This window comes from Bacillus sp. FSL K6-1106, assembly GCF_038005245.1.
Classification (GTDB): Bacteria; Bacillota; Bacilli; order Bacillales; family Bacillaceae; genus Bacillus; species Bacillus altitudinis.
Window position 1 is genome coordinate 1,520,521 of record NZ_JBBOSV010000001.1, and the last position, 12,714, is coordinate 1,533,234.

The following is a 12,714-nucleotide window of genomic DNA, read 5'->3' on the forward strand; positions in this document are numbered from 1 at the left end:
TCAACAACTTTTTTCTTGAATGTTATTTCTCAACCGCGCTGTTTCAGCGGCGAATACAAATATAACACCTTTTAAAAGAAGAAACAAGTATTTTTTCTAAATAATTTATTTTTCCTGATCTCTTCCTATATATTCGTACAAAAAGGACTTAACTCCATAATTCACTATTGTTGATCCTGTAGGTCTTTAGTATATTTATAATAGATTGAAATTTAATAACCGCAGGGGGAGCTTCGTGCTGAGAGTGAACAATTCGTTGTTCTGACCCTTTGAACCTGTCAGTTAATACTGAAGTAGGAATGTGGAATCACTTGCATACATGCATTGTATTCAAGCCGATATGTTTTTCTATGAATCACACACTCATCCTGACATGGTCTCTCCTTGCACAATTCGTGAAAAGGGGATTTTTTTATGCAGCAATCAAATCAATTAGTACGACTGATGGAGATCGCCATCATGACTTCTCTTGCACTTGTTTTAGATTATTTATCAGGTCTCTTTTTAAGAATGCCAAACGGCGGGTCAATTGCACTGATCATGATTCCTGTCATTCTCATGTCCATTAGATGGGGCGTATCTGCTGGATTTATCATCGGTGTGTTAATCGCAGGACTTCAGCTGATGAACAATCCTATTATTGCTACACCTGTACAAGGATTTCTCGATTACTTTGTCGCATCTGTTGTGATTTGTTTAAGCGGGCTATTCTCAGGATCAATTAAAAAAGCCATTCAGGATAAAAAGCGAAAGAAACAATTCTTCTATATTATCCTAGCTGTATTTGTCGCCAGTTTCTTCAGACTGCTGACGTTCTTTATTTCAGGTGTTGTTTTCTTTTCTCATTATGCACCAAAGGGAACGCCAGGCTGGGTGTATTCTCTAGTTTATAACAGCACATATATGATTCCTTCATTTATCATTTGTAGTATTGTTCTTTGTTTACTCATCCCTAGTGCGTCTCGTTTGGTTTTTCCTCGACAAAAATAACCCAGCTGTTTCAGCGGGTTATTTTTTTTATGCATAATTTGCTGCTCTATTGAATCTATTAATAGTAGAAGATTTCATGCTGGAGGTACGACAATGAATCCTTACTCCATTATGCTGTGCTGTTACATCCTCAGTCTCGCCTACTTTTTGGCCAGTTTCTATGAGGCATTAAAAATAGCAGGTATGAAAGGTAAAGTAGAGGCTTCTCCTTTTATATCTTATATTTTACTCGCCACCCTTTTTACTTTTTTCTCTCATTATTACTGGAAGCTGACGATATAATTTGTTGAACATGATCGCTTAGGACAGACAGTTCCCATCCATACCCTATTTCTTCATGGTTCTCACCAGCCAGCTCGAACTGGCTGGTGACGGCAAAACTAGGTTGAAGTTTTTGATAAAATTGCTTCGCTGAATTTTGCTCAAATACCCAGAGCAGCATATTCTGATAGCCTTTCTCTATTAAATAATCCACACCTTTTGCAATCAAAGCCATACCCGCTCCTGATTTCTGTTTTCTCTGCAACAAATAGATGGCATAAAGCTCACCATCATATATTGAATATCTCTCATCACGCTGTTTTCCGAAGGAAGCAAAACCAAATACTCCGTCAGCATCCTCTGCGACAAACGTGCCTTCAAGCGACCTGCTTCTCCAGCTCTCTTCCCGCTCCTCTACATTTAAAGCATCTAAATACTCTTGTGAAATAATGCCGTGATAAGTCGTTTGCCAGCTCTTCACATGAATTTCGGCAATTTTAGGAATATCATTATGTACTGCATGTCTAACCTTCATCTGCACACCCCTTTTAGCCATTTCTTACTCTATGTTTCATATGATAAGTTGCTATTTTATAAAATTCAATCCTTAATGGATATTCGTTGACATTTTGTCAACACCCCTATATATTGGGTACGACTTCTTCTATTGAAGAGTTGAACTTTATGAAAAGGGTGAAGAAAGAGATGGAATTTAAAACAACTGAGCTTCGGCAGTTTTTAAAAGAACAACTGCAAATACGTTCTCTTTCATTAAGAGAACTCAGTACACAAACAGAAATTGATAAAGCCACACTGTCTAGAATCATGAACGGAAAAAGAACACCGACTTTGAACCATTTACAGCGGCTTTCAGATGCTCTACACATTTCTTTAGATCATCTATTGGCCACGGCTGGATTTTCAATTAAAAACGAAAGAGTTCACGGTAATACGTTCATTCAAGCCGTAGAAGAGATTGAGCGAACGCTGAAAGATCATGATGTCTATGACGGGACGTTCAGCGAGAATGAATTGAAACAGAAGTTAAATGAATATGAGACCTATAGTCAATCAGAAGAGGGAAAAGAAACGATCTCAGCAAAGTTTGAAAAAAAGATAGATACGATAAGTGGTGTTGGGCCATTTCTTGATCAATTGAAAAGCATGTACTGCTCGTTCATGAGCGGACGGGGGACTTCTCGAGAATTGATGTTGATGGGAGGCGCATTACTTTACTTCATTATGCCCGTTGATTTAATACCAGATTATATTTTTCCGATCGGCTATATTGATGACGCTGCAGCGGTGCAGGTCGTATTAAACCAGCTGACAAATAGGTCATAGCAGGTGACAGAGACATGAAAAAACAGAACAGCATTGACTTCGCATTATTATTCACTGTCATTTGCTTCTTTGTGATCAGCCTACTGGCTGTGTATAGCGGATCGGGACAGTATGAAACGCAAGATATGTTTTATTTCGTCAAAAGACAAGTTTTCTGGTATATCGTCGGCTTTGGCCTTATGGCGGCAGTTGCTTACTTTGATTATGAACTGCTTGAGCGGTTATCTTTTCGATTATTTGCAGGTGGTCTCTTCCTCATCATTCTCGTTCATTTTTTTGGCACGAATCAAAATGGCTCCCAAAGATGGATCAGCTTGGGGCCCATGAAAGTGCAACCATCAGAATTTATGAAAATTTTTGTCATTCTTCTGTTAGCGGCTATTTTAAATCGATACAAACATCAGCGCTTTTCGTTTAAAGAAAGCATGATTCCTACAATGAACATCATATGCTGGACCGCTGTTCCTTTTTTCCTGATTTTAATTCAGCCAGATTTGGGGACGGCACTTGTGATCTTGTCTATTGCTTTTACACTGATACTTGTGTCAGGCATTTCAAGTAAGATGATCGCTGCATTAATCGCTTCTTTTCTCGCGCTTCTTGCATTTTTGACCTACTTGCACAATGAACATTTTGAGCACTTTACAAAAGTGATTAAACCTCATCAGCTTGATCGCATTTATGGGTGGCTCTCCCCAGATGAATTTGATTCGACATATGGGTATCAACTGAAACAAGCAATGCTTGGCATTGGGTCAGGGCAATTATCAGGAAGCGGGTATACAAAAGGAAATCAAGTACAAGGGGGAAATATCCCTGAAGCCCATACAGATTTTATATTTGCAGTCATTGGCGAGGAGTTTGGTTTTATCGGCGCCTCCCTATTGATCTGTTTATATCTTATGATGGTCTATCGAATGATTCATGTGGCAATGCATGCGAATACCCTTTATGGGCTTTATATATGTGCTGGAGTGGTTGGGCTGATCGTTTTTCAAGTCTTCCAAAACGTTGGGATGACAGTAGGGCTAATGCCTGTGACTGGTCTTGCCCTTCCTTTTATCAGCTATGGAGGCAGTGCGCTTTTAACCAATATGATTGCCATTGGCCTTGTGTTTAGTGTCAATTTGAGGTCCTCATCCTACATGTTTGGACGTAACTGGGATTGAAGGTGATGTCATTGATTCTTTCTCACCTAAAAAAAATCGACCACATTCTTGCTGGGACGATTGTTTGTCTTTGTTTCTTTGGATTACTAATGGTGTACAGTGCGAGTTATCCTTTAGGCGAAATAAAATATGGACAGGGTAGCTACTTCTTCATGAAACAGTGGCAATGGCTTTTGATTGGATTCTTCTTTTTCATCGCTGCGGCCCTGGTTCCATATCAAGTTTACCGTAAATGGATTCGGTGGTTTGTGATGCTGTCACTGTTATGTCTTATCCTTGTCCTGCTTCCAGGAATCGGCGTTGTCAAAAACAATTCACAACGATGGATTCAATTAGGCTCTCTGATCATCCAGCCGTCTGAGGCTGTGAAATTAGTGATGATCATCTATTTTGCCTATGTATATGCAAGGAAACAAGCGTACATTACATCCTTTAAAAAAGGAGTACTACCTCCACTTCTTCTTTTAAGTCTAGCTTTTTTATTGATTTTAAAACAGCCAGATTTAGGTACAGCAGTTTCTATTTTATTGAGCTGCGGTATCGTCTTATTATGTGCTGGACTTAAAACACGCCACCTCATTCTACTAGGTTCGACGGCTGCGGCAGGGATCACTTTTTTTGCTGTGACCGCTCCTTATCGTTTGAAACGGATCACTTCTTTTCGTGATCCTTTCATGTATGAAGATGGAGATGGTTATCAGCTGATCCATTCTTATCTCGCCATGGATTCAGGGGGACTGACCGGGAATGGTTTAGGCGGAAGTATTCAAAAACTAGGATTTCTTCCTGAAGCCCATACAGATTTTATTATGGCCATCATCAGTGAAGAGCTGGGAATCATGGGGCTGTTGTTTGTGATGGGTGCCTACCTACTCATCATGTATCGCGCCGTTCGAATCGTTCAAGGTTTACAAGATCCATTTGGAAAGCTATTAACGATCGGGCTTACTTTTCAAATTATGATTCAAGCAGCCTTTAATCTAGGAGCTGTCTTTGGGCTTCTCCCCATTACAGGCATTCCTCTTCCCTTTATTAGCTACGGCGGATCTTCATTGGTGTTCATGATGATATCTGCAGGCATTCTTGTGAATCTCTCTTCATCTATCAAAAGACACCGGCATGTGCCCCAAGTAAAATAGACACCCTCTATCAGAAGGTGTCTTTTGATTTTTATTCTTCTATTTGACGATCAGCAATTTCTTTTTTTCTTGGCTGTTTGATTTCATTCGTCAGTTCTTGGATGCTTTGTTTCACATTGCCTTTGCCAGAGAAATTCTCAATAATTTCTTTAACATCAATTCCAGAGGAAGCTTTCAGACTTTCTTGAAGACTGGACATAAGGTTTGTCGCATAGCCGGTCACTTTGTTGGCGCCGCTGCCTTCCCCGTTACCACCTGTATCAACAACTGTAATTTTATCAATGTTAGAAAGTGGAGCAGATACTTGTTTCGCATATTCAGGTAGCATTTTCACAATCATATCAAGAATCGCCGCTTGGCCATACTGTTCGAATGCTTCTGCAATTTTCTCTTTCGCTTCTGCTTCCGCAAGTCCTTTCAACCTAATGACTTCTGCTTCTGTTTCCCCTTTTGCACGATCGGCTTCCGCTTTGGCAAGCCCGTCAATCCGAACTTTCTCTGCTTCTGCTTTTGCCATTGCTTCAATGCTGTATTTCTTCGCATCTGCTTCTGCAAGACGCTTCGCTTTTTCCGCCGCAGCCGACTGCTCAACAGCATAACGGTCCGCATCTGCTTTCTTTTTCACTTCAGAATCGTATTGACGCTCACGACGCTGGATCTCTTTTTCTTCTAATTCAATTTGCTTCTGACGTTCAATGATTTTGACTTGCATTTCTTGTTCAGTTACGTGCTGACGATTACGAGCTGTTTCAAGATCGTACGCTTGGTCAGCGCTTGCTTTTGCTGTATCTTGTTCACGTCTGAATTCTGCTCTTTTCAGCTCATTGATTTTTTCTGCTTCAGCGATTTCAGTGGCACGCTCAAGCTCAGATTTCTTCGCATCTTTATCTGCTTCTGCACGTTTGATACGTGTCTCTTTATCTGCTTCTGCTGTCGCAATATCTGCATCGCGTTTCACTTGAGCAATTCTAGGTTTACCTAGTGATTCTAAATAGCCATTTTTATCACGGACATCTTTGATTGTAAACGATACAATGACAAGACCCATTTTCGCTAGATCTTGAGAAGCGACACGCTGTACTTCTTGAGAAAATTTCTCTCTGTTTTTATAAATCTCTTCAACTGTCATTGACCCTAAAATGGAGCGAAGGTGTCCTTCTAGTACTTCTCTTGCTTCATTTTCACGATCTTCTTTTGTTTTCCCTAAAAACTGCTCTGCCGCAGTGGCGATTTCTTCAATTGATCCGCCAATTTTAATGATGGCCGTTCCATCCGCCATGACCGGTACACCCTGTTCAGTATAGACTTCAGGCGTTGAAACATCTAGCTTGCTAGATAGTAAGCTGAGCGGCTCTGCTTGTTGAAAAACAGGGAGTACAAAGGTACCTCCACCTCTTACAATCTTAATCTTGTTTCCACCTTCATCCACGTGGACATTTTTACTTCCGAGGTAACTTCCTGTGACGATTAATGCTTCATCTGGACCAGCTGTCCGGTATTTCGAAACAAATACACCAATAAGTGCAATGAGAATCACAAGCACAATTCCAATAATAATTAATATGGTTGTTCCTGGCATAGCATTCCCTCCTAGATTTCTTCATTTGGTATAACAGATAACACGCCTTTGTTCACTTCGACGACCAGCACCCGGGTTCCATATGGAATCTCCTCTTCGTCGAAACTGACGGCAGGCTTTGAGATTTTTCCGCTGTTACTAATTAACAGCACTTCTCCAAACCCATCTTTTGGTACAGATACAATGATCTCCCCAGTTCTTCCTTTTAGGTCGGCCTCCGTATATGAAAGAGATTCTTCAGCAGAGGAAAGCGGGACTAAGACAAATACATGTAAACAAGTAACGAGAACCACTGCGAGGATGGCAGATAATACGGCGCCAAGTCCACTTCCTACAATTGCTGTTTTTTCAGAGATAAATCCTCCAGCCGAGAAAAAGGTAAGAAATGCGAGGATCAATGTTGGTTGAAGGAACGGGACAGGAATCGCTTCAAACAATCCATCAAATACATCGCCAAAAAAGACGAAAACAAGCGTCAGGATTCCTGATACCATCAATATGTATAAGTACAGCGTCTGAAGAGGCAGCCCAAACACATCCATCTTCCTCACCCTTTCTTTATGAAATGAGCAGCCTTTCATTCATTTAGACTATGCTCACATCCAAGTGTATTCCTTCTAACAGGTAATACGAACCACTTTTGTAAAGGTTTCATTTTTCATCACAATTCATTAAAGGATTTCTCGGATAGCTAAAGAATGATTGTCTTGTACCAGTATGATAAAATTTGATCTTGAGGTGAGAGAAATGAGTTTATTACATGAAGCAAGACAAGAATTGTGGCAAGAGCTGCAAGGATTGAGCGAAGAACAATTAAATCAAAAATTATCTGATGATACTTGGAGTATTCAAGAAGTTGCAGATCATTTAAAGAAGATGGACCTAGTTGCAGCAAAACATCTAGCTGCCGAGGGGAAAAAAGCACCGATTAAAGAATATGAGCCAAAGCCGGTGGAAATGGCAGAGGATCGTTCAAAAAAAGCCATCGCGCCTAGTATTGTTGAGCCAGAGCGCAAGCATGTGACACCTACACATTTAAAAGATGAACTTGATACAGCTCGTGAAAAATTAAATCAAATTTTATCAACGTTTACAGAGGAAGATTTCAAACGCGTGATTGCACATCCTGTATTTGAAGAACTTTCATTAAAGCAATACCTTGATTTTATCGGCGCACATGAAAAGCGCCATATTCATCAAATTAAAGAAATTAAAGAACAGCTATAAGATGTAAAAAAGACTCCCTTTTGGGAGCCTTTTTTCATTGTTACACTGTTTTAGGTGTTAAATCAAAGCAGCGAGCGTAAATCCAGTTGTATGCTTTTTCGTTCAGGTCTCTTGGGTTTCCAACTGTTTGCGGATCTTTCATTGCTTCTTTAGATAAACGGTCGATCATATCTTTTGGTACACCTTGTTCTTCTAATGAAGGAACTTCTAGGTCTTCCACTAAATCATACATCCAATTCACTGCTGCTTTTGCAGCTTCCTCTGTTGTCATTCTGCTTGTATCAATACCGAATGCTTGCGCAATTCGAGCGAATTTCTCTGGGTACCCTTTCCAGTTATATTCCATGACAGGTCCCATCATTGCCGCTACACATTGGCCATGTGCGACTGGAATAATCCCTCCAAGCGTTTGGCTCATCGCATGGGCTGCGCCAGCTGATTCACTGCCATAGGAAAGTCCGGCAAGCATCGCAGCTTGTGCCATACCATATCTTGCTTCCAAATCCTCTCCATCGGCAAAGGCACGGCGAATATAATGAGCAGCATATTCAATGGCCATGAGCGCTACCGCATCTGTAATTGGCTGAGCAAACTTCATCGTATAGCATTCGATCGCGTGAGCAAGCGCATCGATACCCGTCATTGCCGTCACATGCGGCGGCATAGATACATGAAGCTCAGGATCAATCACTGTTAGGTGAGCTGCAATGAGCGGTCCACCTGTGTTGAATTTGAATTCCCTTTCTTCGTCAGTGATCACTGCCCACTGCGTGACCTCTGAACCTGTACCAGCCGTTGTCGGAATTGTGGTTAACGGAGGGATTCTATTTTCAAGCGGTTTTTTCCCCTCAGCCGCTTCGTAATCAAGAACTGATCCTTCATGAGTCGCTTCCACACCGATAGCCTTCGCTGTATCCATTGAGCTTCCGCCGCCTACTGCGACTAAACCATTACAACCTTCTTTTTCATATAACGCAGATCCTTCATTCACTAAACGGACTGGCGGGTTTGGTTCTACTTTATTAAATAGAACCACATCAACTTGCGCTTCTTTTAATGAAGCAATCACTGGATCTACAACACCTGCTTGATAAATACCAGGATCTGTCACAAGCAATACCTTTGAAACGCCGTATGTTTTCACTTCTTCCCCAACATGTTTCACTGCCCCAATGCCATGCTTGATGACAGTCGGAATTTCAAACGTATGGAATTTTTGCATGCTTTCAATTTTCATATTTAAAGTCATATAGTATCTCCTCCAGATAAGTGATATTTATTTAAACCAATGAACCGCTTCTGGTTTTGTATTTCGATATAAATGTTTTAGTTCCGTATATTCTTCAAGGCCCGTACGTCCTAATTCACGCCCAAGACCTGATTGTTTATACCCACCCCACGGTGCTTGGGCAAAATAAGGGTGGAAGTCGTTGATCCATACCGTGCCTAATCTTAATTGACGAGCCACTCGTTCGGCTTTGCCAATATCAGAAGACCACACCGCTCCTGCTAAACCATAAATCGTGTCATTTGCCAGCTCGATGACTTCTTCCTCTGATCGGAAGGATTCGACAGTGAGGACTGGTCCAAACACTTCTTCCTGTACAATTCGCATCTCTGATGTACAGCCTGAGAAAATCGTCGGCAAGTAGAAGAATCCTTTTTGAAGCTCCTCTGCATCAGGTCGTTTCCCACCTGTTTCTAATGTTGCGCCTTCGTCTAAAGCGATGCTGACGTATTTTTCTACTTTTTCTCGATGCTCAGCTGAGATGAGCGGTCCGCTCTGGGTTCCTTCATCAAAGCCGTTGCCTAGTTTGATTTTTTTCGTACGCTTCACCAGTTCTTCTAAAAATTCATCGTGAATGGATTCTTCCACTAACAAGCGTGAACCTGCTGAACACACTTGCCCTGCATGGAAAAACACAGCATTCATTGCCTGGTCAACCGCTACGTCTAAATCAGCATCTTGAAAGACGATATTCGGGTTTTTCCCGCCGAGCTCTAGGGCGATTTTCTTCACATTCCCGCTGGCTCCCTGCATGATTTTCTTACCTGTTTCAATACCGCCTGTGAATGAAATTAAATCGACTTGGTCATTGACAGCCAGCTCATCTCCAACAGTTGCTCCAGGTCCAAGCACTAAGTTGGCAACGCCTGCTGGAACACCCGCTTCTTCCATAAGTTTGAAAACTTTGATCGTGGTTAATGGTGTAATTTCACTTGGTTTTAGTACGATGGTATTTCCAGCTGCAAGGGCAGGAGCGATTTTCCAGCTCGCTTGAAGCAATGGATAGTTCCAAGGAGTGATTTGACCGCATACACCGACAGGTTCTCTGACTAATTCGCTTTTTGAGTTTGGAATAGGCGATGCAATGATTTCCCCGCCATCCTTATCAGCAAGCCCCGCATAATATTGGAACACGTTCGCAATATCGTCCATATCTGCTTTGCTTTCCTCTAATGTTTTACCCGTATCAAGTGATTCTAATTTGGCTAATTCATCTAGGTCTCGCCTAATCAATTCAGCAATTTTGAACACAATATTTCCTCTTTCAAGTCCAGGCATGTTTGCCCAATCACCTTGATCGAAGGTTTTTCTTGCTGCCTTAATGGCTAACTGCGCGTCATTTCTTGATCCTTCACTGACTGTCGCGATCACTTCTTGATTAAATGGATTGATGATATCTCTTGTGTCGCCACTCTTAGCGCCAACCCATTGTCCATCGATAAATAGTGTTTGACTCATAGAAGGAACCTCCTCTGATTCTCTTTGGTAAGTTTGTTAAATAAAAATTTAACGTTTTGAACATAATTAACTTAACATGTTCAAATTTTTCTGTCAAAGGGAGATATGTTTCATTTATTTTGACATTTTGCATTCTTTCGTTAACATATAGTCCATAAAGATTTTTTTGAACGTATTGAATTCACTTAATAGAAAGCAGGGACAAGATGAAAAAGCAGGAACAGCCACAAGCAGAAGAACGCATTTTAGCTGCTAAAGATCTCGTCATTGATTCCATCGCTGAAACAATGGATCTCTATGGCATTACTAGAAGTGCGGGTATTCTATATGGGACGATGTATTTAAATGAGGAAATGACGCTGGATGAAATGCGTGAAGAGCTGCAAATGAGTAAGCCTAGTATGAGTACGGGTGTGAAAAAACTGCAAGACATGAATATTGTCAAAAAGACCTTTCACCGTGGCCGAAGAAAACACAGCTTTGTTGCTGAGAAAGACTTTTTTAAGTTTTTCATGAACTTCTTCCCGCAAAAATGGGAACGAGAGGTTGAGGTCAATCTAGCAGCGATTGAAGAAGCGCAAGAACGCCTTCAAGATGTAGCTCGTGATGAGCAGGCGGCGGAACATGAAAGAGAGGAAGCGAAACAGCTCATTGAACAGCTTGAAAGCTCAAAAGCCTATTATGATTGGCTTAGACGATTAGCCCACTCGGTTCATTCGGGAGAAATCTTTGACTATATTCCGATTGATCAGAAAGAAAAATAGCCGGGGTGTTTGTGTTTTACAGCTTGAATTTTACAGGAGGATTGATTATAATAAGTTATGTCGTAATACTTCGGGGCATTAGCTCAGCTGGGAGAGCGCTACGCTGGCAGCGTAGAGGTCAGCGGTTCGATCCCGCTATGCTCCATTATCATTAATATTATCAATGGTTTTCGGTTTTTTCTAAGACAATTTTGTGTAGTAGTCTTAGACATTATCTAAAACGTGACGGACTGACCACTTCTCTACTATTTTGTGAGGAGTGGTTTTTTATGTTAATTAGATTTTTGATTGATGAGTTTATCGCTGAGAAACGCTATGAAAACGTAACAGAGCAAAGTATTAAGACTTCCGAGTACAATTACAAACATTTGGAGGGTTTCCTTATTGAGCAAGTCAAAGACATTTCTCCTCGTGTTGCCAAACGTTATATGATTTTTTGCAAAGATAGTGGCGATAAGCCATCCACCTTAAATTCACGTCTGAAGAGAATTAAAGCGTTGTTTAATTGGGCAGTGAAGGAGAAGTTATTGAAGAGAATCCTTTTACAGAGGTAAAAAAAGTGCGGGAAAGCATAAACTTTGAAACAGGACAAATGAAAATTTTTAGGAAAGCTAGGAAAGAAGCCAATGTACCTCTCGCAAGTCCCCTACTTCGAGAACTGTCCCTATGGAGAGTATATTGCGAAGAAAAATTTAGCAAACTTTCTTCTAGTGTCTTCGTTAGCCAGACTAATCAACCTTTAACAGAAAATGCTATCAAGTGCTTTTTTAAACGTCTTGCTCAGGCTATGGAATTCCCTGAAACACGTTGTTCTGCACACTCTTGTCGACATTACTCTGCCAAGACCTATATTCAATCTGGCGGTGACATCGTGTCCTTAGCAAGGATTTTACGACATACCAGTATAAAAACAACTGAGCGTTATCTGCATATGTTTTCTAATGAATTGAAAGAGAATAACGAAAAGTTTAATCCTTTAAACAAGTTATTTTAAGAGTATACTTGTGACCTTTCTTATGGCATGAAGAGCATTTGTAACACTACGTCTATCACATTTTAATAACCAAAAATCCTACCTCCCAATAAGGAAATAGGATTTTTTTTAATGCAGTTTATGTGAATCGTTACAGGTCATAACAGCTTCAGTTGTTATGAACATAGCTGCTACAGAAGCTGAAAACCTTTGTATAATCATGTATTACTTATATTCAATTAGCCATTAACCACTTCTCACGATATAGCTACATTTATAATTATAAAGTAGTGATAGAATCCAGAAATTTGGTTAATATTCATCAAACTTTTTTAATAAAAAATCCTCATGCCTATTGAAGATTCAAGAGACATAAGGATTATAGTCATGCACTCAGCACAATTCAACGAAAGAAATGAAAATCACGTGCTATCCATTGCACCACATTCGGCTCATAAAGTCATTAGGTGTTATTATATTAATGATTATGCCATGTTTGAGTATTTATCATTGCGTGTTACA

Annotated in this window: 13 protein-coding genes, 1 tRNA gene and 1 riboswitch; of the genes, 9 read left to right on the forward strand and 5 right to left on the reverse strand. The window is 40.5% G+C overall.

Annotation, left to right across the window (positions count from 1 at the left end):
• The first annotated feature begins 214 nt into the window (after positions 1-214).
• Positions 215-317, forward strand: a riboswitch (TPP riboswitch).
• Positions 318-414: 97 nt separating this feature from the next.
• Positions 415-990, forward strand: a complete 576-nt coding sequence (thiT, locus tag MHI20_RS07995) for an energy-coupled thiamine transporter ThiT (protein WP_007500615.1) — start codon at positions 415-417, stop codon at positions 988-990.
• Between the two features lie 241 nt (positions 991-1,231).
• Here thiT and MHI20_RS08000 read toward each other — a convergent pair whose 3' ends face one another.
• The gene (locus MHI20_RS08000) at positions 1,232-1,786 is read right to left on the reverse strand and encodes a GNAT family N-acetyltransferase (RefSeq protein WP_024719667.1); all 555 of its coding nucleotides are present in this window, start codon (positions 1,784-1,786) and stop codon (positions 1,232-1,234) included.
• Positions 1,787-1,935: 149 nt separating this feature from the next.
• Between MHI20_RS08000 and MHI20_RS08005 the strand changes: the two genes are divergently transcribed.
• The 3 genes from MHI20_RS08005 to ftsW are packed head-to-tail and all read left to right on the forward strand — an operon-like array spanning position 1,936 to position 4,903.
• Positions 1,936-2,595, forward strand: a complete 660-nt coding sequence (locus MHI20_RS08005) for a DUF1232 domain-containing protein (RefSeq protein WP_056702377.1) — start codon at positions 1,936-1,938, stop codon at positions 2,593-2,595.
• Between the two features lie 14 nt (positions 2,596-2,609).
• The gene (gene rodA / locus MHI20_RS08010) at positions 2,610-3,764 is read left to right on the forward strand and encodes a rod shape-determining protein RodA (RefSeq protein ID WP_340937487.1); all 1,155 of its coding nucleotides are present in this window, start codon (positions 2,610-2,612) and stop codon (positions 3,762-3,764) included.
• Between the two features lie 5 nt (positions 3,765-3,769).
• Positions 3,770-4,903: a putative lipid II flippase FtsW gene (ftsW, locus tag MHI20_RS08015; protein ID WP_414642632.1), complete on the forward strand. Its 1,134-nt coding sequence runs from the start codon at positions 3,770-3,772 to the stop codon at positions 4,901-4,903.
• A 31-nt stretch (positions 4,904-4,934) separates the two neighbouring features.
• On the opposite strand, the gene MHI20_RS08020 is transcribed toward ftsW, so the two are convergent.
• Together MHI20_RS08020 and MHI20_RS08025 are read right to left on the reverse strand one after the other, a co-directional pair.
• Positions 4,935-6,482, reverse strand: a complete 1,548-nt coding sequence (locus MHI20_RS08020) for a flotillin family protein (RefSeq protein WP_008344044.1) — start codon at positions 6,480-6,482, stop codon at positions 4,935-4,937.
• 11 nt (positions 6,483-6,493) lie between these two features.
• Positions 6,494-7,024: a hypothetical protein gene (locus MHI20_RS08025; RefSeq protein WP_017367919.1), complete on the reverse strand. Its 531-nt coding sequence runs from the start codon at positions 7,022-7,024 to the stop codon at positions 6,494-6,496.
• A 205-nt stretch (positions 7,025-7,229) separates the two neighbouring features.
• On the opposite strand from MHI20_RS08025, the gene MHI20_RS08030 reads away from it, so the two are divergent.
• Positions 7,230-7,709: a DinB family protein gene (locus MHI20_RS08030; RefSeq protein ID WP_041091922.1), complete on the forward strand. Its 480-nt coding sequence runs from the start codon at positions 7,230-7,232 to the stop codon at positions 7,707-7,709.
• Between the two features lie 40 nt (positions 7,710-7,749).
• Here MHI20_RS08030 and MHI20_RS08035 read toward each other — a convergent pair whose 3' ends face one another.
• A complete protein-coding gene (locus MHI20_RS08035) occupies positions 7,750-8,958 on the reverse strand; it encodes an iron-containing alcohol dehydrogenase (protein ID WP_061420009.1) in 1,209 nt (402 codons plus the stop codon).
• Positions 8,959-8,985: 27 nt separating this feature from the next.
• Positions 8,986-10,455, reverse strand: coding sequence for a betaine-aldehyde dehydrogenase (gene betB, locus MHI20_RS08040; protein ID WP_340937490.1), 1,470 nt, complete (start codon positions 10,453-10,455; stop codon positions 8,986-8,988).
• 206 nt (positions 10,456-10,661) lie between these two features.
• Between betB and cudC the strand changes: the two genes are divergently transcribed.
• From cudC to MHI20_RS08060, 4 genes are all read left to right on the forward strand, one after another.
• Positions 10,662-11,219, forward strand: a complete 558-nt coding sequence (gene cudC, locus MHI20_RS08045; RefSeq protein WP_024719673.1) for a choline uptake/conversion transcriptional regulator CudC — start codon at positions 10,662-10,664, stop codon at positions 11,217-11,219.
• A 72-nt stretch (positions 11,220-11,291) separates the two neighbouring features.
• A tRNA-Ala gene (locus MHI20_RS08050) sits at positions 11,292-11,364 on the forward strand.
• Between the two features lie 124 nt (positions 11,365-11,488).
• Entirely contained in the window at positions 11,489-11,773 is a 285-nt protein-coding gene (locus MHI20_RS08055) for a phage integrase SAM-like domain-containing protein (protein WP_047946752.1), read from the forward strand.
• The gene (locus tag MHI20_RS08060; RefSeq protein ID WP_152668744.1) at positions 11,725-12,213 is read left to right on the forward strand and encodes a tyrosine-type recombinase/integrase; all 489 of its coding nucleotides are present in this window, start codon (positions 11,725-11,727) and stop codon (positions 12,211-12,213) included. Before MHI20_RS08055 ends, MHI20_RS08060 begins: the two co-directional genes overlap by 49 nt.
• Positions 12,214-12,714 lie beyond the last annotated feature (501 nt).